The organism is Pedococcus sp. P2_D7 (genome assembly GCF_056404295.1).
In genome coordinates this window covers 94,115-118,557 of record NZ_JBFUEH010000007.1, presented here as the reverse complement: position 1 = coordinate 118,557, position 24,443 = coordinate 94,115, and the positions used below count along the sequence as shown (strand labels likewise).

At 71.5% G+C, this 24,443-nt stretch carries 24 protein-coding genes and 1 riboswitch; of the genes, 8 read left to right on the top strand and 16 right to left on the bottom strand.

Annotated features, from left to right (window positions below):
• Window positions 1–36 precede the first annotated feature (36 nt).
• The 4 genes from AC1DWJ_RS17215 to AC1DWJ_RS17200 all read left to right on the top strand — a co-directional run bounded on the left by AC1DWJ_RS17215 (window position 37) and on the right by AC1DWJ_RS17200 (window position 5,042).
• Window positions 37–1,872 carry a right-handed parallel beta-helix repeat-containing protein gene (locus AC1DWJ_RS17215; RefSeq protein ID WP_477621471.1) on the top strand — a complete coding sequence of 612 codons (1,836 nt, stop codon included), beginning with the start codon at window positions 37–39 and terminating at the stop codon, window positions 1,870–1,872.
• 181 nt (window positions 1,873–2,053) lie between these two features.
• Window positions 2,054–4,144 (top strand): right-handed parallel beta-helix repeat-containing protein, encoded by a 2,091-nt coding sequence (locus tag AC1DWJ_RS17210; RefSeq protein ID WP_477621470.1) that lies wholly within the window; start codon window positions 2,054–2,056, stop codon window positions 4,142–4,144.
• Window positions 4,145–4,412: 268 nt separating this feature from the next.
• The gene (locus AC1DWJ_RS17205; protein ID WP_457255191.1) at window positions 4,413–4,700 is read left to right on the top strand and encodes a glycoside hydrolase family 3 N-terminal domain-containing protein; all 288 of its coding nucleotides are present in this window, start codon (window positions 4,413–4,415) and stop codon (window positions 4,698–4,700) included.
• A 15-nt stretch (window positions 4,701–4,715) separates the two neighbouring features.
• Window positions 4,716–5,042, top strand: a complete 327-nt coding sequence (locus AC1DWJ_RS17200; protein ID WP_457254997.1) for a hypothetical protein — start codon at window positions 4,716–4,718, stop codon at window positions 5,040–5,042.
• A 91-nt stretch (window positions 5,043–5,133) separates the two neighbouring features.
• Here the strand turns inward: AC1DWJ_RS17200 and AC1DWJ_RS17195 are convergent, their stop codons facing one another.
• Genes AC1DWJ_RS17195 through AC1DWJ_RS17185 form a run of 3 tightly spaced genes read right to left on the bottom strand, consistent with a single transcriptional unit; the run spans window position 5,134 to window position 6,182 of the window.
• Window positions 5,134–5,406 carry a ribonuclease E inhibitor RraB gene (locus AC1DWJ_RS17195; RefSeq protein ID WP_057376376.1) on the bottom strand — a complete coding sequence of 91 codons (273 nt, stop codon included), beginning with the start codon at window positions 5,404–5,406 and terminating at the stop codon, window positions 5,134–5,136.
• A 25-nt stretch (window positions 5,407–5,431) separates the two neighbouring features.
• On the bottom strand, window positions 5,432–5,869 hold the full coding sequence (locus tag AC1DWJ_RS17190) for an ImmA/IrrE family metallo-endopeptidase (RefSeq protein ID WP_457254996.1): 438 nt from the start codon (window positions 5,867–5,869) through the stop codon (window positions 5,432–5,434).
• On the bottom strand, window positions 5,835–6,182 hold the full coding sequence (locus AC1DWJ_RS17185) for a helix-turn-helix domain-containing protein (protein ID WP_457254995.1): 348 nt from the start codon (window positions 6,180–6,182) through the stop codon (window positions 5,835–5,837). Before AC1DWJ_RS17185 ends, AC1DWJ_RS17190 begins: the two co-directional genes overlap by 35 nt.
• 176 nt (window positions 6,183–6,358) lie before the next feature.
• On the opposite strand from AC1DWJ_RS17185, the gene AC1DWJ_RS17180 reads away from it, so the two are divergent.
• Entirely contained in the window at window positions 6,359–6,631 is a 273-nt protein-coding gene (locus tag AC1DWJ_RS17180; RefSeq protein ID WP_457254993.1) for a helix-turn-helix domain-containing protein, read from the top strand.
• Window positions 6,632–6,758: 127 nt separating this feature from the next.
• Here the strand turns inward: AC1DWJ_RS17180 and AC1DWJ_RS17175 are convergent, their stop codons facing one another.
• The 6 genes from AC1DWJ_RS17175 to AC1DWJ_RS17150 form a co-directional block, all read right to left on the bottom strand.
• Window positions 6,759–7,214, bottom strand: a complete 456-nt coding sequence (locus AC1DWJ_RS17175; protein WP_477621469.1) for a heat shock protein transcriptional repressor HspR — start codon at window positions 7,212–7,214, stop codon at window positions 6,759–6,761.
• Between the two features lie 6 nt (window positions 7,215–7,220).
• Window positions 7,221–8,234, bottom strand: a complete 1,014-nt coding sequence (locus tag AC1DWJ_RS17170) for a DnaJ C-terminal domain-containing protein (protein WP_477621468.1) — start codon at window positions 8,232–8,234, stop codon at window positions 7,221–7,223.
• Between the two features lie 119 nt (window positions 8,235–8,353).
• Window positions 8,354–8,983, bottom strand: a complete 630-nt coding sequence (grpE, locus tag AC1DWJ_RS17165; protein ID WP_477621467.1) for a nucleotide exchange factor GrpE — start codon at window positions 8,981–8,983, stop codon at window positions 8,354–8,356.
• Window positions 8,980–10,878, bottom strand: a complete 1,899-nt coding sequence (gene dnaK, locus AC1DWJ_RS17160) for a molecular chaperone DnaK (protein ID WP_457254989.1) — start codon at window positions 10,876–10,878, stop codon at window positions 8,980–8,982. The genes grpE and dnaK overlap by 4 nt, the downstream gene beginning before the upstream one ends.
• Before the next feature lie 150 nt (window positions 10,879–11,028).
• Complete coding sequence (locus tag AC1DWJ_RS17155) at window positions 11,029–11,556, bottom strand: hypothetical protein (protein WP_457254987.1); 528 nt, start codon at window positions 11,554–11,556, stop codon at window positions 11,029–11,031.
• A gap of 122 nt (window positions 11,557–11,678) precedes the next feature.
• Window positions 11,679–12,581, bottom strand: a complete 903-nt coding sequence (locus tag AC1DWJ_RS17150) for an SGNH/GDSL hydrolase family protein (RefSeq protein WP_457254986.1) — start codon at window positions 12,579–12,581, stop codon at window positions 11,679–11,681.
• Window positions 12,582–12,737: 156 nt separating this feature from the next.
• Here AC1DWJ_RS17150 and AC1DWJ_RS17145 point away from each other — a divergent pair, with 156 nt between their 5' ends.
• Both AC1DWJ_RS17145 and AC1DWJ_RS17140 read left to right on the top strand, forming a co-directional pair.
• Complete coding sequence (locus AC1DWJ_RS17145) at window positions 12,738–12,896, top strand: hypothetical protein (RefSeq protein ID WP_457254984.1); 159 nt, start codon at window positions 12,738–12,740, stop codon at window positions 12,894–12,896.
• 41 nt (window positions 12,897–12,937) lie between these two features.
• On the top strand, window positions 12,938–13,579 hold the full coding sequence (locus AC1DWJ_RS17140) for a DNA-3-methyladenine glycosylase family protein (protein WP_457254983.1): 642 nt from the start codon (window positions 12,938–12,940) through the stop codon (window positions 13,577–13,579).
• A gap of 31 nt (window positions 13,580–13,610) precedes the next feature.
• Here AC1DWJ_RS17140 and AC1DWJ_RS17135 read toward each other — a convergent pair whose 3' ends face one another.
• The 4 genes from AC1DWJ_RS17135 to AC1DWJ_RS17120 all read right to left on the bottom strand — a co-directional run bounded on the left by AC1DWJ_RS17135 (window position 13,611) and on the right by AC1DWJ_RS17120 (window position 20,144).
• On the bottom strand, window positions 13,611–15,707 hold the full coding sequence (locus tag AC1DWJ_RS17135) for an elongation factor G-like protein EF-G2 (RefSeq protein ID WP_457254982.1): 2,097 nt from the start codon (window positions 15,705–15,707) through the stop codon (window positions 13,611–13,613).
• 65 nt (window positions 15,708–15,772) lie between these two features.
• Complete coding sequence (locus AC1DWJ_RS17130; protein ID WP_477621466.1) at window positions 15,773–17,053, bottom strand: ATP-binding protein; 1,281 nt, start codon at window positions 17,051–17,053, stop codon at window positions 15,773–15,775.
• 156 nt (window positions 17,054–17,209) lie between these two features.
• The gene (locus tag AC1DWJ_RS17125; protein ID WP_477621465.1) at window positions 17,210–19,516 is read right to left on the bottom strand and encodes an ATP-binding cassette domain-containing protein; all 2,307 of its coding nucleotides are present in this window, start codon (window positions 19,514–19,516) and stop codon (window positions 17,210–17,212) included.
• Window positions 19,470–20,144 (bottom strand): ECF transporter S component, encoded by a 675-nt coding sequence (locus AC1DWJ_RS17120; RefSeq protein ID WP_477621464.1) that lies wholly within the window; start codon window positions 20,142–20,144, stop codon window positions 19,470–19,472. Before AC1DWJ_RS17120 ends, AC1DWJ_RS17125 begins: the two co-directional genes overlap by 47 nt.
• Before the next feature lie 87 nt (window positions 20,145–20,231).
• Window positions 20,232–20,334: riboswitch (TPP riboswitch) on the bottom strand.
• Window positions 20,335–20,426: 92 nt separating this feature from the next.
• Between AC1DWJ_RS17120 and AC1DWJ_RS17115 the strand changes: the two genes are divergently transcribed.
• Window positions 20,427–20,705, top strand: coding sequence for a DUF4235 domain-containing protein (locus AC1DWJ_RS17115; RefSeq protein WP_457254977.1), 279 nt, complete (start codon window positions 20,427–20,429; stop codon window positions 20,703–20,705).
• Window positions 20,706–20,712: 7 nt separating this feature from the next.
• Here the strand turns inward: AC1DWJ_RS17115 and hutI are convergent, their stop codons facing one another.
• From hutI to AC1DWJ_RS17100, 3 genes are read right to left on the bottom strand one after another with little or no spacing between them, the layout of a single operon-like run.
• On the bottom strand, window positions 20,713–21,876 hold the full coding sequence (hutI, locus tag AC1DWJ_RS17110) for an imidazolonepropionase (protein WP_477621463.1): 1,164 nt from the start codon (window positions 21,874–21,876) through the stop codon (window positions 20,713–20,715).
• The gene (locus tag AC1DWJ_RS17105; protein ID WP_477621462.1) at window positions 21,873–23,198 is read right to left on the bottom strand and encodes a formimidoylglutamate deiminase; all 1,326 of its coding nucleotides are present in this window, start codon (window positions 23,196–23,198) and stop codon (window positions 21,873–21,875) included. The genes hutI and AC1DWJ_RS17105 overlap by 4 nt, the downstream gene beginning before the upstream one ends.
• Window positions 23,195–24,403, bottom strand: coding sequence for an allantoate amidohydrolase (locus tag AC1DWJ_RS17100; RefSeq protein WP_457254974.1), 1,209 nt, complete (start codon window positions 24,401–24,403; stop codon window positions 23,195–23,197). Before AC1DWJ_RS17100 ends, AC1DWJ_RS17105 begins: the two co-directional genes overlap by 4 nt.
• Window positions 24,404–24,443: the final 40 nt, after the last annotated feature.

Below are 24,443 nucleotides of genomic sequence, written 5' to 3'. Positions count from 1 at the left end.
CCGCTTGCAGGGACTTACCCCCCGGAAGGACCTTTCGTGAACAGGCCATCGGCCCTGCCTCGGTATGCCCCCCGCCACCGCGCTGACCGCGGTTCGGCAGCCCATCGCTTCGCTGCCCTGGCCCTCTGTGTCCCCCTCGCCGCCACGGCTGGACTGGGGACCATCGTCCCCGCCTCCGCGGCGACCACCACCACCCGCACCGCCGACACCGCAGGCTCCCTGGCCATCGGCAGCGCCGGGTACGCCATCCCCTCAGGCGCCGTCTTCGTGTCGACCGCCGGGAGTGACTCCTACAGCGGCACGGCCACGAAGCCGGTGCGCACCATCGCCCGCGCGATCGCCCTCGCCCCGTCCGGCGGCACCGTGGTCCTGCGCAAGGGCACCTACCACGAGACCGTCACGGTCACCAAGAAGGTGACGATCCAGAACTACCCGAAGGAAGCCGCCTGGCTCGACGGCTCGGTCGGTGTCACCGGCTGGGTCAAGGACGGCGTCACCTGGCGGCACGACAAGTGGACGCCGCGGTTCGACGCGAGCGTCGGGTTCAGCAAGGGTGACAAGGACGGCACCGGTCCGGGTTGGCAGTACGTCAACCCCGCGTACCCGATGGCTGCCCACCCCGACCAGGTCTTCATCAGTGGCGTGCAGCAGCGCCAGGTCGCCTCTCGCGCCGCCGTCGCGGCCGGCAAGTTCTTCCTCGACACCGCCACGTCCAAGCTCTACCTCGGCAGCGACCCCACGGGTCGCAGCGTCCGCGGCACCACCCTCGCCAAGGCGATGAGCATCCGTGCCGCCGGCACCGTCGTCCGGGGCATCGGCATCCGCAACTACGGGCCGAGCATCTGGCACATCGGGGCGGTCACGGTCGAGAGCCCGAGTGTCCGCATCGAGAACGTGGTCATCCAGGACTCGGCCACCATCGGCCTCGGCGTCATCGCGTCGGACGCGGTCATCAACCGCACCAGCGTCCTGCGCGCCGGCCTCCTCGGCCTGCACGCCGCGACAGCCGACCGCATCCAGGTGCTCCGCAGCCGGCTGGACGGCAACAACTGGGAGCGGTTCAACAGCGCGCCCGTCTCCGGCGGCATGAAGGCCGGGCGGTCGCGCGGCGTACTGGTCAAGGACAGCTCGATCTCGAGCAACCTCGGCCACGGCTACTGGTCGGACGTGTCGGTCTACGACACCAAGCTGGTCAACAGCAACTTCATCAAGAACTCGGCCACGGGCATCTTCCTCGAGATCTCGGCCCGGGGGACCGTGGTCAACAACCTCATCGACGGCAACGGCGCCGAGGGCATCAAGATCAACAACACGAGCACCGTGCTGATCTACAACAACACGGTGCTCCGCAACGCCCGACCGATCAACATCGTCCAGGACTCGCGCACCAAGGCCAACACCTCCTACGGCGACGACACGCGCTATCCGAACGATCCCGAGATGACGTGGCTGGTCGGACCCGTGACGGTCCGCAACAACGTCCTCGGCATCCCCAACACCCGCGCCAACTGCGTGCTGTGCGTCGAGGACTACACCCACACGCGGACGGCCGCACAGATGGGCGTCACGAGCAACGGCAACGTGTTCAACCGCGCTGACACCGCCGACCCCGACTGGCTGACGGTCTGGAGCCGGGGCGCGACCAACGTCAACCCGGCCGTCTACGGCACGCTTGCGGCGCACCGTTCGGGCACGGGTCAGGACAAGTCCAGCCTCGCGTACGACGGGTTCTACGCCGTCTCGTCCACCGGGCACCTGTCCGGCGCAGCGCAGGCCAAGGCGGGCACCGTCGCCGTCGGCCTCCCGTCCTCCCTCGCCACCTTGTCGGGCCAGACCGCCGGCTCCAAGTGGCTGGGCGCCTGGGGGCGCTGAGTCTCCCGCCGCAACGGCCGCACGAGCGCCGGCACTGCCGTGTCAGCCCTCGTGCGGCACTGCGACACGCCGAGAGAACCAACGACACGCCGAGAATTCGTCCCCGTACATCACAAACTGATAACGTCCGCCGCTTGCAGGGACGACCTCGCAGGGAAGACCTGGAAGGACACTCCACCTCGTGACCCGGCCCCCGGCCCCGACGCCACACCCCCGACACTCAGCCCCCCGACACTCAGCCCCCCGACACTCGAGCCCCCGACACCGCGCACCCCGACGCATCACCCTCAGCCGACCTCTCCTGGTCGCCGGCTGCGCGGCCCTGGCCCTCACGGTCACCACTCCCGCCCTTGCCGGAACCTGGACCGACCCGAGCAGCCCGACGAGCAAGACCAAGCCGCCCAAGCCGCACCGCAGCCTCGCCACCTCGACGGCCACCTCGACGGCCACCTCGACGGCCACGGCGACCCCCACGGCGACCCAGACCGCCACCTCCACGGGGCCGGTGGTGTCATCGACGACGAGCACCACGACCCCGTCGAGCACCGCGACCAGCAGCCCCACGACCACCACGGCCCCCGCGCCGGCGGGTGGCCGCGCCGCTGACAGCGCGGGCGCCGCGGCGGTCGGCACCGCCACCTATGCCGTCCCCGCAGGTGCGGTCGTGGCTTCGCCGAGCGGCGACGACGCGGCAGCCGGCACCACCGGCGCCCCCGTGCGGACGATCGCCCGTGCCCTGGCCCTGGCGCCTGATGGTGGAACGGTCGTCCTCCGGGGCGGCAGCTACCACGAGACGGTCACGATCTCGCGGGGCGTCACCCTGCAGAACTATCCGGGCGAGGCCGCCTGGCTCGACGGCACCAGCGCCGTCGAAGGCTGGGTGCAGGACGGTTCGGCCTGGCGGGTCGACGGCTGGACGACTCGCTTCGACGCCAGCGTCGGCTTCAGCAAGGGCGACACCGACGGCACCTCGCCGGGCTGGCAGTACGTCAACCCGGCCCACCCGATGGCGGCCCACCCCGACCAGGTCTTCGTCGACGGAAGCCAGCTGCGCCAGGTCGCCTCGAGGTCGGCCGTCGTGGCCGGCACCTTCTTCCTCGACGAGTCGACGTCGCAGCTCTACATCGGCACCAACCCGTCCGGCCGCGACGTGCGGGCGGCCACGCTCGCCAAGGCCCTGAACGTGCGCGCCTCAGGCACGACCATCCGCGGCATCGGCGTGCGCCGCTACGCACCGAGCATCTGGCAGATTGGCGCCGTGACGGTCGAGCAGCCCAAGGTACGGCTCGAGCAGGTCCGCATCGAGGACAGCGCGACGATCGGCCTGGGCGTCATCGCCTCCGACGTGGTCATCGACCACACCAGTGTGCTGCGCGCCGGTCTGCTCGGTGTCCACGCCGCGACGGCCGACCGGATTCGCGTCGTGGCGAGCCGGTTCGACGGCAACAACTGGGAGGAGTTCAACAGCGCACCCGTGTCCGGCGGCATGAAGGCCGGCCGCTCGCGAGGCGTCACGGTGATCGACTCGAGCATCTCCGACAACCTCGGCCACGGGTACTGGTCTGACGTGTCGGTGTACGACACCAAGATCCTGAACAGCAACCTCGACAACAACACCGCCACCGGCGTCTTCCTGGAGATCTCGGCACGGGGCACCGTGGCCAACAACCTGATCATCGGGAACGGCGCCGAGGGCATCAAGGTGAACAACATCAGCACTGTGGACATCTACAACAACACGGTGGTCCGGAACGCCCGGCCGATCAACATCGTGCAGGACTCCCGGACCCCGGCGAACACGTCCTACGGTGATGACTACCGTTACCCCAACGACCCGGAGATGACCTGGCTCGTGGGACCGGTTACCGTGCGCAACAACGTGATCGGGCTGCCCAACGGCAACGCCAACTGCGTGCTGTGCGTCGAGGACTACACCCACACCCGCACCGCTGCGCAGATGGGCGTGACGAGCAACGGCAACGTGTTCAACCGGGCTTCGGCAACCACCCCCGGGTGGCTCACCGTCTGGAGCCGCGGCGCGGAGGCCGTCAACCCGTACGTCTTCGGGACCCTGGACGCATTCCAGTCCGGGACCGGGCAGGACGCCACCAGCCTGGACTACGACGGCTCTGTGGTCGTCAGCACCACCGGCGCACTGACCGGTACCGCTCAGGGGCAGGCCGGTTCTGTGGCAGCGCCTCTGCCCAGCAGCATCGCCACGCTCATCGGCCAGCCAGCCGGCGCGCAGCACCTCGGCGCCTGGGGCCGGTAGCCCCGAGCTCCTCCATGCGGGTGGCCGGCAGCTGATCCTGCCGGCCATCCGTGGTCCGCTGCGCATCGCGGACGGTGACCCCACGGCATACCGTGGGGTCGGCGAGTGTGAGTGCGGACGCCGGCGCGCAGCGGGCCCGACGGAGCTCAGCCTGCCGCGACGAACTGGCGGACCGCGTCGAGCGCCACCAGGTGCCCTCCGCGCAGCACCGGGGCGTCGGCCACCCCCGTCGGCACGACCTTGGGGTGCACCGGCGCGATGCTCGCGACTGCCTCGGCGACGGCAGGGCATCGATCCCCGTCCCGCCACGCTGGTGCCCGCGATCATGACCGGCCTCCTGCGCGACGGACTCGGCTTCAGCGGCCTGGCGCTCTCGGACGGCCACGAGATGGGCGCCGTCGCGGGGCCGCTCGGGGTCGCGGAGGGGGCGGTCCAGGCGGTCCTGGCCGGCGTCGACGCGTTGTGCATCGGCGGAGGACTCGCCGACGCCGAGACCGTGGACACCGTGGCCGCGGCACTCGTGGGTGCCGTCGAGTCGGGGCGCCTCCCCCCTTGAGCGGCTCACCGAGCCGTGGGCGACGACACCCCCTCTGGCCTCACGACGGCGGTCGCGCGCAGGTGGCCCGGGCTCTCACCGCTGCGGATCACCGACGCCGCGGGCGTTCCCGCCGGACTGGCCGCGGCCGTCGGACGCCCGGTGTGGGTCGTGGTGCGTGACCCGCACCGGCACCGGTGGATGGGCTCCCTCGTCCAGCAGATCGTGCGCGCCCGACCCGACTCAGTCGTCATCGACACCGGGTGGCCCGGATGGTCACCGCCTCAGGGCACGACCCACGTGGTCACGTACGGCGCGTCGTGGGCCAGTGGCGAGGCCGTGGTCGACCTGCTCGCCCCCTGAGCAGCGCGACTCCTGGCCACAGGCGTGGAGGCGCAGGGTCTCCTGAGCGTCCCGCGCGGGGCGCGCGGGGCGCGCGGGGCCGCAGGTGCGGTCAGGCAGGGGTGGCCGGGTCGGGGTCGTACCAGCCGCCATGCTCCTCGGCGAGGGCGCTGAACCGGTCACGCAGCCCGGACTCGACCGGTCCGGACTCGTCGGCGACCATCTCCTCGACGACGTGGACGGCCCACTCGTGGTCCTCGGAGTCGTCCTCCCCGGCCAACGCCTCCCGCACGACGCGGACCTCGGAGAACCCCTCGTGGGCCAGCTCGGCGGCCACGTCGTCGGCGGTCTCACGGTCGGGGAAGACCAGCAGGTGCTCACTCACAGGACGAGTATGCCGCGGGGCGGCGTCAGTCGGCCCACCGGCAGGCGCGCCGCAACCGGGCCCGCTCGGCCGGGGCGGCGTGGGTGAGCCGGAACCGCACCCACCGCTCGGGCACCTTCATGTGCCAGACGAAGTCGTCCCAGTCGGTGGCGAGGGAGAGCCGTCGTTCCATGACGTCGAGGGGCATCGCCCGTCGGGCCGCCTCGCGCTCCACCCTGCGCTCGGTGGCCGAAGCCGTCCAGCCGCTGCACTCGACGTCGCCCCGCTCCGCGTGGACCAGCTCGTGCCACAGGGAGCAGCGCTCCTCCTCGAGGCTGCGACCGGAGCGCAGCACGATCGCCCGACGGCCGTGGTAATAGCGACCGGGCTCGGCGATGGGCTGTCGCACCAGCACCACGTCGCGCATCTCGCGCAGCACCGCCCAGGGGTCAGGTACCCCGGATGCGTCGCTCGATGGCGTCAAGCCTGCTCCTCACGTCGTCGATCAGCGCGAGGACCTCCTCGTCGCTGACCCCGGACCGGACCCGCTGACCCGGGGCGGTCACGTAGCCCCCATCCTGCGCCGGCCCACCGACAGGCTCACCGCGGTCGTCCAACCCGAGCACCTCGAGCACCTTGGCTCGCTTGACGTCCTGGACCCCGAGCCCGTCCTCCACGCGCTTCCACGTGATGGAGGAGATGCGCGCCTCCCTGGCCGCCTGCTCCTTGCTCCACCCGTGGCCGAGACGGGCCCGTTCGACGCGTTGGCCGAGGCGTTCGAGCTGCTCACGATTCATGCTGCGCATCTTGCCAGTCACACCCAGTCACTTCTAGTCCTGCTCAGTCACGGATCGGCCCGCCAAGACCGTCGGCTCCGCCACGGTGTGAGGCGACACCCGGGGCAGCCGACGCGATCACGCCGCATTCTGGTGACACCTGTGCAGAACTCTTGCCGGACCAGCCGTTCCTGACTATGTTCATGGCCATGCCTAGGGAAACACCCCCAAACCACGTGATCGAGGTGCACGGCTACGCACTGCGAGTCATCCGTCGGGCCAGGGGTCGTGCGGTGGCTGACCTCGCCGCGGCCGTGGAGGTGGACCCGTCCTACATCCGGCACCTCGAGAACGGCAGCAAGTTCCGCGTCAGCCCTGAGGTCTACGCCGCGCTGCTGCGCGAGCTGCAGATCGAGGACTACCGGGCACTCCTGGCCACCGCGCCGCTGCGCGACGAGGTGTCCGCCTGACCTGCCCGGCCACTCCCCCAAGCGCCGGTGCATGCCGAGAGCCCCCACCCTGCTGCGAGTGGGGGCTCTTGGCATGCCGGGAAGCGGGGATGTGGGAATGCGGATGCCGCGGGCCAACCGGTGTGGGTCAGGGTTGGCTCGGGCGCCAGACCACCAAGGCCTGCGAGCGCTGCATCCGGGGCCGCTGCCCGGCCCGCACCGCGATCACGTCACCCGTCGGACCGACGGCGAACACCCGGGAGGCCGACCGCGCCTGGGACGAGCGCCGCGAGCGTTCCAGCTCGTCGGTGAGCTCGAGCACCCGACCGCGCAGGGCAGCCACCTCGTTCTCGAGCTCCAGGATGCGCTGGATGCCGGCGAGGCTGACGCCCTCCTCCTGGGACAGGCGCTGGACCTCCCTCAGCATCGCGACGTCGCGCCCGGAGTAGCGCCGTCCCCCACCGCGGGTCCGCGACGGGCTGACCAGGCCGAGGCGGTCGTACTGCCGCAAGGTCTGCGCGTGCATGCCGGCCAAGGTGGCCGCGACCGAGATGACGAAGATCGGGGCGTCGTCGTCAGGCGAGAACGAGCGGGGGTCGTCCACGACCGGTCACCGCCTCGCGTTGGCGAAGAGCTCTGCCCGCGGGTCGAACCCTTCGTCGAGGGTCTGCAGGGTCTGGACCGCGGCCATCGCCTCGTCGGACAGCCGCTGCGGCACCACGATGCTGACCTTCGCCATCAGGTCACCCGGCTTGTCCTTCACCGGCACGCCACGGCCCTTGATCCGCAGCACCCGGCCGCTGGGTGTGCCGGGTGCGACGCGCACCTTGACGGTCGAGCCGTCGAGGGTGGGCACGGCCACGGTGGCGCCGAGGGTCGCCTCGGCGAACGTCACCGGGAGCTCGATGGTGAGGTTGTCGCCCTCCCGGCCGAAGACCGGGTGCTTCTCGACCGCCACGGTGAGGATGAGGTCGCCCGCAGGCGCCCCGGAGTCGCCGGGCTGGCCCTTGCCGCGCAGGCGGATCTTCTGTCCGTCCCTGACCCCGGGCGGGATCCGGGTGGTGATCTGGCCGCCACCGGTGGTGCTGAGGGTGACGGTGGCACCCTCGACGGCGTCGCGGAACGGCAGGCTCGTGCGCGCGGTCAGGTCCGCGCCCTTGCGCGGTCCCTGGGGAGCGCGGAAACCCGTGCCCCCGTATGCCGGGCCGCCGCCTCCTCCGAACATCCCACCGAGGATGTCCTCGAGGTTGGGTTCACCGCCGCCACCGGTCGAGTACCGCACGCGGGCGCCGCCTCCGCTGCTCCCGCCACCGAACATCGAGGAGAACACGTCGTCGAAGCCCCCCGCTCCGCCGCCGGGACCACCGGCGGTGAACCGCGCGCCGCCCCGGGCCATCTGGCGGACGGCGTCGTACTCCCGGCGCTTCTCGGGGTCGGCCAGCACCGAGTTCGCCTCGCCGATGTCCTTGAACCGTTGCTCTGCAGCGGTGTCCCCGGGGTTCTTGTCGGGGTGGTGGGTGCGGGCGAGCTTGCGGTAGGCCTTCTTGATCGCCGCGTCGTCGGCGTCCTGGGGGACGCCGAGGATCGCGTAGAAGTCCTTCTCGAACCAGTCCTGGCTAGCCATGTCGGCGCCCTCCTTCCTGCGTGGTCCTGGCTTCGTCCGGCCGGTCGGCCCGGCCTGCGCGGGTGGCGCGGCACGGGCCGGCCGACGGGACGCGGGTCATGCTGTGAATGATGCGGCCGTCACTCGGGATCGGCCACGGCGACGCGCGCGGCACGCAGGATCTGCTCGCCGGCGCGGTAGCCGGGCTGGAGCACCTGGACCACGGTGGTCGAGTCGGTCGGTTGCACCGAACCGTCCTGCGGCCAGGCCGTGTGCATCAGCGCCTCGTGCAGGTTCGGGTCGAACTGCTCACCGGCCACGCCGTAGCGCTCCAGCCCGAACTTGCCGAGGGTGGACTCCAGCTTGTCGGCGATGGCCGCGAACGGTCCGTCGGCGAGGTCGCCGTGCTCCCTCGCCGCGTGGATGTCGTCGAGCACCGGGAGCAACGCCTCGATGACGGACTGGGCGGCACGCTCCTGCACGACGGCCCGGTCACGGTCGACGCGGCGCTTGTAGTTGACGTACTCCGCCTGCAGGCGCTGGAGGTCGGCGAGCCGCTCCCCCGCAAGAACCGTGTCGGGATGGAGGTCGGCCGAGTCGGACGACTCCTCGCCGGCCGGCTCGGTGGCGTCACCGGCGCGCTGCGGGCCGGCACCCTCGTCGAGGATGTCCCCCTGCAGCGGGGCCGCCGCGGCGGTGGTGGGCGGGGCGGTCTCGCCGGCGCCCACCACCCCCTCGGCACCGTCAGGCGTGGGGGCCTGGTCGGTCACTTCTTCTCCTCGTCGTCCTCGACGACCTCGGCGTCGACCACGTCGTCGTCGGACGCACCCGGGTCGGCGGAGCCGGCGTCGTCAGGAGCCGCGCCGTCACCAGCGGTGCCGGCCTGCTCGGACTCGGCGGCCGCGGCATACATCGCGGTGCCCAGCTTCTGAGACTCCTCGGAGAGCTTCGAGGTCTTGGCCGAGATGTCCTCGGGCGTGGCGCCCGACTCCGGCTTCAGGGCCTCCTTGAGGTCCGCGAGGGCAGCGTCGACGTCGGCACGACCGTCGGCCGGGAGCTTGTCGGCGTTGTCGCCCAGGAACTTCTCGGTCGAGTAGACGAGGTTCTCGGCGGTGTTGCGGGCCTCGGTCTCCTCGCGACGCTTCTTGTCCTCGTCGGCGTGGGCCTCGGCCTCCTTGATCATCCGCTCGATGTCCTCCTTGGCGAGGGCGGAGCCACCGGAGATGGTGATCTTCTGCTCCTGGCCGGTGCCGCGGTCCTTGGCGGACACGTTGACGATGCCGTTGGCGTCGATGTCGAAGGTGACCTCGACCTGCGGCACGCCACGCGGAGCCGGCGCGATGCCGCTGAGCTCGAAGGTGCCCAGCTGCTTGTTGTGCTGCGCGATCTCACGCTCGCCCTGGAAGACCTGGATCAGCACGCTCGGCTGGTTGTCCTCGGCAGTGGAGAACACCTCGGAGCGCTTGGTCGGGATGGCCGTGTTGCGCTCGATGAGCTTGGTGAACAGGCCGCCCTTGGTCTCGATGCCGAGCGACAGCGGCGTGACGTCGATGAGCAGGACGTCCTTGCGCTCACCCTTGAGGACACCGGCCTGCAGGCTCGCGCCCACGGCCACGACCTCGTCGGGGTTGACGCCCTTGTTGGGCTCCTTGCCGCCGGTGAGCTCCTTGACGAGCGTGCTCACGGCGGGCATGCGGGTCGAGCCACCGACGAGGACCACGTGGTCGATGTCGGACAGCGCGATGCCGGCGTCCTTGATGACGTTCTGGAACGGCTGACGGGTCCGGTCGAGCAGGTCCTTGGTCAGCTGCTCGAACTGGGCGCGGCTGATCGTCTCCTCGAGGTGGATCGGGCCGTTCTCGGACATCGAGAGGTACTGCATCGACACGTTGGTGCTGGTCGAGGAGGAGAGCTCCTTCTTGGCCTGCTCCGCCGCGTCCCGCAGCCGCTGCATCGCGATCTTGTCCTTGGACAGGTCGACACCCGAGGTGTTCTTCACGGTGGTGAGGAGGTGGTTGACGATGCGCTCGTCCCAGTCGTCGCCACCGAGCTGGTTGTCACCGCTGGTCGCGCGGACCTGGATGGTCGAGAAGCCGTCGTCCGGGTCCTTGCCGACCTCGAGGAGGGACACGTCGAAGGTGCCACCACCGAGGTCGAAGACGAGGATGAGCTCGTCCTCCTTGCCCTTGTCGAGGCCGTACGCGAGCGCCGCGGCGGTGGGCTCGTTGATGATGCGCAGGACGTTGAGGCCGGCGATCTCACCGGCCTCCTTGGTGGCCTGGCGCTCGTGGTCGTCGAAGTACGCGGGGACGGTGATGACGGCGTCGGTCACGTCCTCACCGAGGTAGGACTCGGCGTCGCGCTTGAGCTTCTGCAGGATGCGGGCGCTGATCTCCTGCGCGGTGTAGGTCTTGCCGTCGATCTCCGGCGACTTCCAGTCGGTGCCGATGTGGCGCTTGACGGAACGGATCGTCCGGTCGACGTTGGTGACGGCCTGGCGCTTGGCGATCTCGCCGACCAGCACCTCACCGCCCTTGGAGAACGCCACGACGGACGGGGTCGTGCGACCGCCCTCCGCGTTGGCGATGATCGTCGGCTCCCCGCCCTCGAGGACGGCGACGGCCGAGTTGGTGGTACCGAGGTCGATGCCGACCGCACGTGCCATGGTGAATCTCCTGTTGCGTTGGGGTTGAGTTGCCTGCACTCAAGTTAGGAGCCGGTATGCCACATGGCAAATCCAAGCGCCAAACTTGCGTTCACTTCGCTCAACTTCGTGCGGGAGGAGATTGTTCCCGCAGATGACAGGATCTGTCGGTCAGTCCTCGCCGCGGGCGACGCCGTGCCAGTAGGCGGCGATCTCGCTGCCCTCGCGGAGGACGGCGTCCGGCTCGGGCGGGGCCGGCCAGAGCTGCAGGAGGTAGCGGTCGGGCGCGGTCTCGTCATCCTCCGGGGTGTCGAGCTCCTGCCCCTCGTCCATCCCGGCGACGCAGTAGCGCGCCCGGTGCCACCCGGGCTGGGGGATCGTGCACCCGTAGGCGCTCTCGAAGGTCGCGATCGTCAGGTCGGGCGTGGACAGCTCGACCGAGACCTCGACGACGTCCTCCCACTCCTCGTCGACCTCGGGCGCGTCCTCGCTCCACGTGACGACCAGGGGGACCTCGCCGGTGTGGAGCCCCGTCACCATGCCGAGCTGGTGCGGGACCTGCGCGCCGACGAGCCCGTTGGCCTGACCGCGGCGCGCCCCGACCAGGTCGTCGGACTCGTCGCCACTGCCGTCCGGGTCTGAGTAGAGGTCGATGAAGCCGTAATGGACGTCGACGAGACCTGCGAACACCTCGGGCATGCGGCCAGCCTCTCGCGGCTGACCCGGAGCGAGCAATCCGCCCGCGACTTCTGGCCGACGGTGTCGCACAACGGGCGGGTTTCGGAGTGGTCTTGAGGCACCAGTGGCCAGAAGTCGGGGGGTCAGGGGGTGTGGGTGGCGAGGAACCGGGTCAGCGAGTCGCCCCAGGCGGCCCAGCCGGCCGGGTTGGGGTGGTAGACCTCCGCCTGTCGTCCGCCCTTGGTGCCGAACCCGACGAACCACGGGCCTGCCTTCGAGCCGGCCGGGGCCTTGGCGCCGAGCTCGTGGCCCGCGAAGACGGTCGCGGCCGAGGTGTCGAGGTAGGTGCGCTCACGCCCGGGGCCTGATGCCCTGACGGCGTCGACCACTCGTTGCTGCACCGCCGTGCCGGCCTTCCCGAGCGCGCGGATCCCGCGGTTCGCGTCGTAGCCGCCCTGCTCCATCAGCGGTCGGTCGGGCGCGAGGAGGGGATAGCTGCGCAGGACGAGGGTCGCGTCGGGCCGCATCCGCGAGCGCACCTGCGTGAGCGCGACGGTGAGGTCGGACTGCAGTTGGGGCAGTAGGCGGTTCGCGCGGGAGATGCCGTCGGCGCAGCCCCCGTCGGCAGTGCCCGTGCCGAACAGGAAGCACTGGAGCACGATGCTCCCGAAGCCGACGTCGTTGCCGCCGATGGTCAGCACCACCACGTCTGCCGTGCGGTCCACGACGTCGACCTGGGCGGGGTGGGCCTGGTCACGGGCGTGGGTCAGGTCCGCCACGACAGCCCCGCTGCACGAGACGTCGACGACCACGGCCCGCACCTGCGCGGCATACCGGCGTCCTGCGCTCAGCGGCGTGCGGAAGCACGCGTCGACGTAACCCCCGGCACCGTTGCCCGCCGAGTAGGAGTCACCGAGCAGCACGACCTTGTCGAGCCGTTCGAGGGGTGGCGGCGCAGGGGTGCCGCTCGACCCCGCGACGGCCAGCCCGGCACCACCGAGCACGGACACGGCCAGGAGGGGCACGGCGAGCCTGGTCCACCGCATCAGCCGCACCTCCTCACCGTCGGGCTCTCACGCTACGTCGACACCCTGCGCGTCAGCCGACCGCCTCTGCCGGATGAGGGATCCGGTCGTGGCACCTTCCCGTCCGTCCGAGGTATGCCCCGTGGACTGTCAGTGGGTCCACCTACCGTGTGCGTCATGGCCGAGAAGCGTCCGTCACACCTGAGGGTGGTCCCCACCCCGTCCGCCCCCGGGCGGACTCCTGAGGTCTCGCGCGCCGACACCGACCCAACCGGGAACTACTGGGCCGAGCTCCAGGCCCTGCGCGACGAGCGCCGCAGACTACGCGCCGGCTGACCCCCGGCTGGTTCGGTTCCGCTCGGGTAGCGTCGCCGCTCGTGGACGACCGACTCTTCGCGCGCACCGTGGCCGGGCTGGCGGCCCACGACGCCGACCTCGCCGCGCTCGTGGCCGCCCACGGCATACCTCCGCTGTGGCTGCGGCCACCAGGCTTCGCGAGCCTGGTCCTGTTCATCCTCGAGCAGCAGGTCTCGCTCGCGTCGGCGGCCGCGGCGTATCGCAAGGTGCTCGAGCGCGTGGGCACGATGGTGCCCGAAGCCCTGCTCGAGACCACGCCGGACGACCTGCGGGTCGACGGGGTGTCCCGCCAGAAGGATCGCTACCTGCGGGCGTTGGCCGCCGCGGTCGTGACCGGCGAGCTCGACCTGCTCGGGCTGGTCGCCCTGTCCGACGACGAGGCGCGACGAGCGCTCATCGCCCTGCCGGGCATCGGACGCTGGACGGCCGACGTCTACCTGCTCGCCTGCCTGGGCCGTCCGGACCTCTGGCCGGTCGGCGACCGAGCACTGCAGGTTGCTGCGGCCGAGGCACTGGGGCTCGACGACGTGCCCGACCAGGCCGCGCTGGAGGCGCTGGGCGAGAGGTGGCGACCGCACCGTTCGACCGCGGCGCGGCTGCTCTGGCACGGCTACCTCGTGCGGCGCGGCCGGTCGGAGACACCACTCAGCGTCCTCGGCTGACCCACGACCCGCTGGTGGACGGAGCGCGGCGTCAGCCGGCAGTGACCTCGCGGGCGAGGGCTGGTGGCATGTAGTCGTAGCGGACGAAGCTGCGGGTGAAGGTGCCGGTGCCGTGCGAGACCGAGCGCAGGTCGACCGGGTAGCGGGCGAGCTCGTGGGCCGGCACCTCCGCGTGGATGACGGTGCGCCCACCCACGTCGGAGGGCTCGGTGCCGTGCACCTGGCCCCGACGGCCGCGCAGGTCGGCCAGGACCCCGCCGACCGCGTCGTCGCTGACCTCGATGTGCACCTCGTCGACGGGTTCGAGCATGGCGACCGTGGAGTCGTTGGCCGCCTCACGCAACGCCATGCCCGCCGCGGTCTGGAACGCCATGTCGGAGGAGTCGACCGAGTGGGCCTTGCCGTCGACGAGGGTGATCCGCACGTCGACCACGGGGTAGCCAGCCAGCACCCCTCTCTCGAGCTGGTTCCGGGCGCCCTTCTCCACGGAGGGGATGAAGTTCCGGGGCACCGCGCCGCCGACGACCTTGTCGACGAACTCGATGCCGGCGCCGCGCTCCAGGGGCTCGATCTCGAGGTGACAGACGGCGTACTGGCCGTGCCCACCCGACTGCTTCACGAGCCGGCCCTGCACCTTGGTGGGCCGGACGAAGGTCTCGCGCAACGAGGTGCGCACCGGCTCGACCTCGACGGGGACGTGGTAGCGGGAGTCGAGGGTGGCGATCAGCTGGTCGACGTGCGCCGGGCCCATCGCCCACAGCACGAGCTGGTGGGTCTCGGCGTTGTGCTCGAGCCGCATCGTGACGTCCTCGGCCACCACCCGTTGCAACGCGGTCGCGAGCTTGTCCTCGTCGCCCTTCGACCTGGCGTGGATCGCCACGGGCAGCAACGGGTTGGGCAGCAGCCAGGGCTCGACGAGGGCCGGCTTGTCCTTGCGCGACAACGTGTCCGAGGTCTCGGCACCGGCGAGCTTGGCGACGACGACCACGTCACCGGCGATCCCGGCGGCGATCGGTCGCGTCTCGTCGCCCACGGGCGCTGAGAGTGGTCCGATCCGCTCGTCATCGGTGTCGTGGTCGGCGTGCTCGTCCACGAGGTGGCTCGCGAAGTGCTGGAGGTGACCGGAGATGTGCACCGGATCGTCGGGTCGCAGCGTGCCGGAGAACACCCGCACGAGTGACTGACGTCCGACGAACGGGTCGGTCGTCGTGCGCACGACCTCGGCCACGAGTGGGCCAGCGGGGTCGCAGGTGACCGGGCCGAAGTCACCGCCAGCCGGGGTGTAGACCGTGGGCACGGCTGCCCCCACAGGAGACGGGAAACCCCTCTCGCACAGCTCGAGGAGCGCCCCGACGCCGATGCCGCTCGGAGCGTGGGTCGGCAGGATCGGGAAGAAGCGGGCCGTCGCGATGGCGAGGCGCAGGTCGCCGGAGACGGCCTCGGTGTCGACCTCTTCGCCCCCCAGGTAGCGCTCGAGGAGCCCTTCGTCCTCGGACTCCTCGATCACGGACTCGATCAGCTCGCCCCGCTGGGCGTCGATCAGCTCTCCCTCGTCGGTGCTGGGCTCCCGGTCGGCCTCACCGCCACCGGGGCGCTGCTCGGTCACGCTGCGGCGCAACAGGTTCAGCAGTCCGGTGACCGCGCCGTCGACCACCAGCGGCAAGGCCAGTGGCTCTGCGTCACCGAACGCCCGCTGGCACCCGGCGACGGTCGCCTCGAAGTCGGCCCGCGCCTGCTCGAGGCGCGTGATGGCGACGGCGCGCGGCATACCGAGCACCTCGCACTCACGCCACAACAGCCGGGTCGGCTCGTCCACGCCGTCAGCCGCGGCCACGACGAAGATGGCCGCGTCGGCGGCGCGCAGCCCGGCCCGCACGTCGCCCATGAAGTCGGGGTGCCCGGGGGTGTCGAACAGGTTGAGGGTGACCTCACCGCTCGGGATCGAGGCGGCCGTCAGGGACTGGGTCGCGGTGAGGTCGCCCCCTTCACGAGCGCGGCGGCCCGGGATCCGGGCCGCCACGAGCTGGTCGAACAGTGCCGTCTTGCCGGCCCCGCTCGCTCCCACCAGGACCACGTTGCGGATCTGCTCCGGTGAGGAGGGGCCCGCGGCGTCGCTGACACGGTTCATGGAAGTCACCTTGCTCCGGTCGCCAGTCCGCCGCAAGAGGTCTCCGCCGCCGGCACCAGGCCACGCTACGGCCCCAGGGCTCCGATCGGGATGACGACGATGCCGTCCTCGCGCGTGTAGCCGTAGCCGCCCGCCGCGGTGATGACGCCGAGGACAGCGGGTTTGCCGATCTTGTCTGTGTCGACCTTGGCGGCGAACCTGCGCAGACCAGCCGCTCCGTCGTTGACGCCTTGCTCCCCGCCGAGCTTGACCTCGAAGGCTCCCCAACCGCCGTCCCGAAGCTGGATGACGATGTCGACCTCGAGGGAGTCGCTGTCGCGGTAGTGGTGAATGGTCGCGTCGAGTGGGGTTGCGTAGACGCGGGCGTCCCTGACGACCAAGGATTCGAAGAGGAGTCCCAGGTAGCTCAGGTCGTCCAGCAGCCGGTTCGGTCCAGCACCCACCGCGGCCGCCGCCAGAGAGGGGTCGATCAGGTGGGTCCGGCTAGCGGTGCGCAGGGTCGCCCGGGACCGCAGGTGGGTGCTCCACGGCGGCTGCTCCTCCAGGACCATGAGTCGTCGCAGCCCATCGAGGAAGTCGTAGATGGTGGTGCGCGCGATGGTGCCCTCTTCGCCTTCGACTTCGGCGGCCAGCCTGGCGATCTTCTGCTCCATGGCGACGTTGCGAGCCAGCGCCTGGAGGAGTCGCTGGACGAGGGCGGGGTTGCGCCGGCTTCCATCGACACGGGAGATGTCGACCTCGGCGATGGTGCGCACGTAGTCGGCGTTGGCCTGCGCGGCGGCAGCGATGGGCAGGTTGAGGTTGAGTGGCCAGCCGCCCCGGACGACGAGCTCGGCGATGTCGGGGACAGTGAGAGGCGCGGTGGCAGTGGGCCGCTCACCGGCGAGCAAGGCTGCCAAGGACATGGCCCCGTTGGAGTGCCCGCTCTCGAACAGACTCATCGGGCGCATGATGAGACGGGCGAATCGCCCAGCTCCGGTATGGCGCCGTGCGTCGTCTTCGGGCACGGCTGATCCGGTCAGCACGTACTGGCCTGGGGAAGCGCGCCGGTTCACTTCGCTGCGGACGTGGTTCCAGACGCGGGTGGCTTCGAGCTGCCATTCGTCGACGAGCTGAGGAGGGTGGCCGTTGAGGACGAGCGCAGGGTCGACACGGACCGCCTCCAAGGCCCCCTGATCGGTATCGAGGTACACCTGGCTCGCCGTGAACTGCTCGGCCGTGAACGTCTTGCCACACGCTTTGGGACCTTCGACGAGTACTGCGCCGGCGGACTGCAAGCGGAGCTTCAGGACTTCATCGAGCACACGTGGTCGGTATTCACGCGCCGTGCCAGCGAGGGTGCCCATGCAGTCAGGCTACACTTCACGCGTCCTGAAGGCTACACTTTGAGAACCCATTGAACTACACTCCGGGCGATTCATAGGCTACACTTCGGAATCTGTGCCTCTCCGTGGATGCATGACCCACCGCGCCGCACGAGGTCTTCGAAGCCGGCACTCGGGTCAGCGAACGAGGACCGCCACCGCGAGAGGGAGCACGCTGGCGGCGACCACGAGCCAGTCGGCTCGTTGCCAAGGGGCGGGCTCCGCCCAGGTGCGCCGGTATGCCGTGGCGAACCCCCTCGAGTCCATCGCCACGGCGAGCGCGGCCGCGGACTGCAACGAGCGGACGAGCATGCCGATCGTCAGGGCCGACAGCTCGGCGAGCACCGATCGCGGCGAGCGCGCGGAGGCTCCGATGCCGCGCACCCGGCGGGCCCGGGCGATCTCGGACCAGATCTCACCGAAGGTGTGCACCCGCTGCAGTGCCGCGGCCACGGCCACGACCGGGCGGGCGGGAAGCCGGAGCCGCTGCCCCAGGTGGTCGCCGAGGGCGTCGGCGTCGACGTGCTGGATCAACACGGCCGAGGGAAAGACGATGATGAGCACCCGCAGGCCCGCGGTGAAGGCGGTGTCGGTGTCGTGGCCCCCGAGCAGCCACGTCGACCAGGCCACGGACAGGGCGCCCAGCACCCCGGGTCCCAGGCGCAGGAGGACTCCCCGCAGCCGACCGGTGGGGGCCCGTCCGTGTCCTGGCGCCCAGAGTGCGATCACCGCGAGCACGGCCTGGGCCGCGAGCACGAGCAGGCTGGTGGACCACCCCGGCGAGACGACCCCCGCGGGGATGGCGAGGCTCGCCCCCGCCAACAGCGACAGGGGTCCCGCCCGGGCCACCACCGGGCGGCGGCGGGCCGGCACGGGTGGCGGCTGGACCGGTCGCTCGATCACGGTGACCGCGTCGGCCCGACTGGTCACGGCGTCGTCGTGCGTGGTGAGGACGATCGCCGTCCCGGTGTCGCGCAGCGCCTCGACGATGCCCATGACGGCAGCCCAGGTGAGCCGATCCTGACCGACGGTGGCTTCGTCGGCACACACCAAAGCCGGCTGGTGGACCACCGCCGACGCCATCGCGAGCCGACGCTGCTCCCCACCCGAGAGGTGTCGGGGGTCGGCCTGCTCCAGATGAGCGAGGCCGAGGTGGGCCAGCAGCGCGCGGGCCCGCTCCAGTGCCTCGGACTCGACCAACCCGACCGCTCGCGACGTGGTCATCACCTCGTCGAGCACGGTGTGGCTGACGATCGTCGAGCTGGCCCACTGCGGCACCCAGGCCACCCGGCGGGCCAGGTCGACCGTGCCCAGCCCACGCGGGTCGCGCTCCCCCTCGACCGCGAGGTCGGGCCGCAGCCGAACCTCGCCGCCTTGCCGCTGCAACAGCCCGGCCAGCGCGAGCAGGAAGGTCGACTTCCCGGCGCCACTGGGGCCCACCAGGGCGTGCACCTGTCCGGCGCGAGCCTGGAACCACTGGTCCTGCACCGCGACCGTGGTGCGGGTCGATCCGTCGAGTGCGCGCACCGACCGGCTGATGGTGACGTCTGCGGCGTCGAGGGTCAGCACGTTGGCGCACGTCGACGACGGCTCGAACACCCCAGCCGGTATGCCGCGCGGTTGCGGGTCCGGGATCCCTGGCACCCAGATGCCTTGGGCTGCAAGAGATTCCCCGTGCAGGGCCAGCACCGAGGCGGTCTCCCCGTCCGCCACGATCCGGCCCGTCGAGTCGAGCACGACCAGCCTGTCGACCAGGTCGAGCCAGGGGCCGAGCCGGTGCTCCACGACGACCGTCGTCAGGCCTCGGGACCGCGTCACCCGGTCGACCGTCGCGCGGACGGTGTCGGCGTTCGCGGGGTCGAGCATCGCCGTGGGTTCGTCGAGCAGCAGGACCGCGGGCTCGAGGGCGAGCGCTCCCGCCAGGGCGAGCCGTTGCTGCTCACCCCCGGACAGGGCGTGCGTGGGAGTGTCCTGCGGCATCTGGAGACCCACCGCGGCCAGCGCGGCCGTGGCGCGCGCCGGCATGTCGGCGCGCGGCATACCGATGTTCTCGAGGCCGAAGGCCACGTCACGTCCGACGGTCGCCGACACGATGCCCGTGCCGGGCTCCTGGAGGACGAGGCCGACATCGCCGGCACGGGTCCCCGGGATGGCACCGTCGAGCAGCACGGTGCCACCGCGCTCACCCGAGTCGGCGACCTCGAGCACCCCGGCGAGCCCACGCAGGAGCGTGGACTTGCCGGAGCCGCTCGGGCCGACGAGGAGGACCCGCTGGCCGGCCGGGATGTCGAGGTCGAGTCCGGGGATGACCGGGTCGCGACGCCCGTAGGGCCGCCAGGTCAGTCCCCGGACCTCGAGGTGCCCCCGACGCCCCGATGAGGCGCCGGGACCGGGGTGATCAGACAGCGCGTGACTCCCGGGCTTCCTGTCCTGCGGGGAAGGCACCGAGTGCGCCAGCCCGTGCGAGCGCCTTGGTCAGCAGCCAGCCACCCGCACCGGCGACGAGGCCTCCGCTGAAGGTGAGGATCCCGGCATACGCGAGCTTCCAGGTGAGTGCCCAGTCCTTGATCCAGTTGGTCGACTCGTACCCGGCCTCGAGCGGGCCTGCGAGCGCCCCCGCGGCCACTGCCGCGACCAGTCCGAAAGCGGTATAGCCGAACAGGGCGAAGGCCAGCTCGGTGCCAACCCCCTGGACGACTCCGGAGACCAGCGTCGTGGCCCCCCACTGCGTGCCGGGGAGCATCGAGACGAGCGCGGCGATGACCTCGCAGGCCAGCGCTGCTCCCGGACGCCGGATGACCAGACCGCCCACGACGCCGGCCATGAACCAGGGCCCGGCGAAGAGGCCGGACAGCGGCGGGAAGCCGACGCTGATGGCGTTGGCCGGGGCTTCGTAGGCAAGGCCCCAGCCCCAGTAGGCGATGCCGAACGCGGCGCCGAGGAACGTGACCGTGAGCAGGTCGACCGTGCGCCAGCCGGTCAAGGGCGCCGCCGCGCGGATGCTGCCGCGGCGGGGCGTGGTGGGTGTGGATGAGGTGGTGTCGGCCGAGGCCGGGGTGTTGGTGGTGCTCATGTGTTCTTCTCCCGTGGAATCCGGTGGATACCTCGGGGAGACAGCTGCCGAACGAGGAGCACCTGTGGTGGCGCACTCGCCCGACAGGTGTCTGAGATCTCGACTCCCTACGCCGGTGCGAACCGGATCAGGTGTGAGGGTCTGCGGTCTCCCGCACTCTCAGCGCTCACGCGCTCCCCTGTCGTTACGCGTCGAAGACTACTCCACGATGTGACAGGGTGGAGGCGCAGGTCAGCAGCAGTTTGCGGCGGCCGGAGGGCGATCGGAACGGAGAGGTGCGACATGGGACCACTGGTGTGGCGAGTGCTCGGGACCGGGTCGGCGGTGCTCGCCGGCGTGATCGCCAACAAGCTGGTCACCACCGTCTGGAAGAAGGCCGGCCGTGACGCCGTGGTCGACCCCCGCGACCCGCGGACGCCGTGGAAGGACGCCGTCGCGTTCGCGGCGCTGACCGGGCTGGCCGCCGGCGCGGCCAGGGTCATCGCGACCCGCAAGGCGGCCGAGTACTACCAGAAGTCGGCCGGCCACCTCCCCAAGGCCATGCAGGAGGGCGACGCCTGACGCGTCGCTACAGGTCGAGGGCCCGGGCGATCGGGACACCGGCGCGGTAGGACAGGTGGACGTGCGAGGGCGCGTCGAGCACCGTCAGGTCTGCCCGCGCGCCGACCTCGATGCGACCGATGTCGGTGCGCCGCAACGACTTCGCTGAGCCGACGGTGGCAGCGAGCACGGCCTGACCGGGCGTCAGCCCCATCTCGCGCACCGCGAGCGCGATGACGAACGGCATCGACGACGAGTAGCAGGTGCCGGGGTTGCAGTCGGTCGCGAGCGCGATCGACACCCCGGCCCGCAGCAGGGCGGCCGCGTCCGGGTAGGGCGACCGGGTCGAGAACTCGACGCCCGGCAGGAGGGTGGCCACCGTCGTGTCGGCCGCGCCAGAGAGCGCCTCGACGTCCGCGTCGGACAGGTAGGTGCAGTGGTCCACGCTGGCCGCGCCCAGCTCGACCGCGAGGCGCACGCCGGGTCCGTGGCCGAGCTGGTTGCCGTGCACCCGCAGCTCCAGCCCCGCCTGGCGTCCGGCGACCAGCACCGCGAGGGCCTCGTCCTCGGTGAAGGCGTGGGCCGAGTGCGGCTCGCAGAAGACGTCGACCCACCGTGCGTGCGGGACCGCAGCCTCCAGCATCGGCCCGGTGACCAGCTCGAGGTATGCCGCGCGGTCACCGGCGTACTCGGGTGGCACCACGTGCGCGCCGAGGAAGGTGGTCTCCGGGGTGAACTCGCGGGCGATGCGCAGGGCCCGGGCCTCGTCCTCGACCGTCAGGCCGTATCCGCTCTTGATCTCGACGGTCGTCGTGCCCTGGGCGCGCATCTCCCCGACCCGGGCGGCGACCAGCGCCCGCAGCTCGTCGTCGGTGGCGTCTCGGGTCGCCGCGACCGAGACCCCGATCCCACCCCCGTCGTAGGGCGTCCCCGCCATGCGGGCGGCGAACTCGTCACCGCGGTCACCGGCGAACACGAGGTGCGCGTGGGAGTCGACGAAGCCGGGGAGCACGGCCCGACCGTCGACGTCGAGGACGCGGTCGGCCGCCGGCGCCTCCCTGGACGAGCCCACCCAGACGATCCTGCCGTCCGCCACGACGACGGCGGCGTCGTGGCGCAGGCCCAGCCCGTCTGGTGTGGTCCCGTCGCAGGTGACGAGCTCGCCGATGCCGGTGACGACGGTGCTGCTCACTGGTGGTCCCTGACGTCGGACAGCGCCTTGCCCAGCATCGCCGCCACGTCACCCAGCCGGTGCCGGCCGGACTCGACCACCACCTGTCCGCCCACGACGACGGTGTCGACATCGGATCGTGTTGCGCTGTAGAGGATCTGACCCGCCTTGGCGCCCGCCGTGTTGACGGTGTCGGTGCGGACCACGACGAAGTCGGCGGCCGCGCCGTCGGCGATGAGCCCGGCATCCTGCCACCCGAGGCTGCGGTAGCCGTCCACCGATGCGGCGGTCATCAGCTCGTCGGGTGTGAAGCGGCCGCGCTCGTTGCTGGCCAGTCGCTCGTGCATCTCCAGGCCCCTGACCTCCTCGAACGGGTCGATCACGGCGTGCTGGTCGGAGCCGAGCGAGAGCCGGGCGCCCGCCTCCGCCAGGGCACGCGCGGGGCCGATGCCGTCCGCGAGGTCGCGCTCGGTCGTGGGGCAGAAGCAGGCGGTCGACGAGGACCCACCGAGCAGCTGGATGTCGTGGTCGGACAGGTGGGTGGCGTGGACCGCGCTGAACCGGTCGCCCAGCAGCCCCGCCTCGTCGAGCAGCTCGGTGGGCGTGGCGCCGTAGAACATCTGGGTGGCGAGGTTCTCGGCGGGCTGCTCGCTCACGTGGGCGTGGACGATCCGGCCGCGGGTGACCTCGGCCATCGCCCGCAGGTCGTCGCGGGGCACGGCGCGCACCGAGTGGACGGCGGCACCGATCCGGGTGGTTGCGTCGGGGCTGAGTGCTGCTACTCGCGTGGCCCACCGGTCGACGTCGCCGTCGGTGAAGCGACGCTGGACGTCGTCGAGCGGCACGTGGCCGTCGCCCGCCAGACCACCGGCGAGGTAGCAGGTGTCGAGCAGCGTCAGCCGCAGGCCAGCCTCGCGAGCGGCCTCGATGAGCGCTGCCCCCATCGCGTTCGGGTCCGCGTAGGGCCGCCCGGACACGTCGTGGTGCAGGTAGTGGAACTCCCCGACCACGGTGGTGCCGGACAGCACCATCTCGGCGAACACCGCCCGGGCGAGGGCGAGGTAGGTGTCGGGCGTGAGGTGCCGCGTCACGGCATACATCTGCTGTCGCCAGGTCCAGAAGTTGCCGCCGTCGCCGTGGGTGCGGCCGCGCAGGGCGCGGTGGAAGGCGTGGCTGTGGGCGTTGGCCAGCCCGGGCAGGACGACTCCGTGGAGTCGCACGTCGCCGGCCTCCGCCCGCGCGCGACGGCGCACCCCTGCGAAGACGCCGTCGACGACGTCGAACCGCACGTCGGTGGCCAGGCCCGTGGGGAGCCAGGCGTGCTCCGCCCAGTAGGTCGTCATGCCGCGTCCCCGGCGAGGTCCTCGAGGACCGCGGTGAGGGCGGCGACCCCTTCGAGGCAGTCGGACGTCTCGGCGAACTCCTCCGGGGAGTGCGAGACGCCAGTGGGGTTGCGGACGAAGAGCATGGCGGTGGGGATGCCGGCGTTCGCGAGGATGCCGGCGTCGTGCCCCGCCCCCGTGCCCAGCACTGGTATGCCGCCGAGCCGGGTGCCGAGCCGTGCGCTCAACGAGGTGTCGAACGGCGTGGACGGGGTCCACGACTCCTGGGTGATCCTGCCGCCCGACTGCTCGACCATGGCGGTGATGTCGGAGACCGCACGACGGACCGCGCGGGGGCTCGCGCCCCGGGCGTCGAGCCACCCGGTGACCGCGCTGGGGATCGCGTTGACGCCACCGGGCGTCACGGCGACCTTGCCGATGGTGGCGACGCACCCGTGCGTGATGGCAGCCTCGCGGGCGGCGAGCACCGCGGCGGCATACCCGAGCATCGCGTCGTGACGGTCCTCGAGCCTGGTCGTGCCCGCGTGGTTGGCCTCGCCGGCGAAGTCGAGGCGCCACCGGCCGTGCGGCCAGATGTCGCTGCCGACCGCGACGGGGTGGTCGAGGTCGATGAGCCCGCGGCCCTGCTCGACGTGCAGCTCGACGAAGCTGCCGATGCGGCGCAGCGCGTCGTCGTCCCGACCGATCTGGTGGGGGTCGCGCCCGGCGGCCTTCAGCGCATCGGCCATCGACGTGCCGTCGGCGTCGGTGAGGCTGCGCGCGCGACGCGCGGTCATGGCTCCGGTGATGACGCGTGAGCCGGCGCAGGCGACCCCGAACCGGGCGCCCTCCTCGTCGACGAAGTTGACGACGCCGATCGGCCTGGACGGCTGGAACCCGTTGGCCTGCAGGGCGTCCACCGCCGCGAGGGCGCTGACGACCCCGAGTGGGCCGTCGAAGGCGCCACCGTCCGGCACGCTGTCGAGGTGGGAGCCGGTGACGACGCCCTTGTCACCCTTGGCCGCGGCCGAGTCGGGGTCTCCCCACCAGGCCCACTGGTTGCCCATCCGGTCCTCGGTGAGGTCGAGCCCACGGGTCGCGCACTCGCCCGCGAACCACTCGCGCAGGTCGTGGTCCTCGCGCGTCCACGCGAACCGGCGGTAGCCGCCGCTCTGGGCGCTGCGTCCGACCGGTTGCAGGTCAGACCACATCGACTCGAAGCTCACGGTGTCCTCTCAGCTCTGCCCACGCCGACGGCGAGGTCCA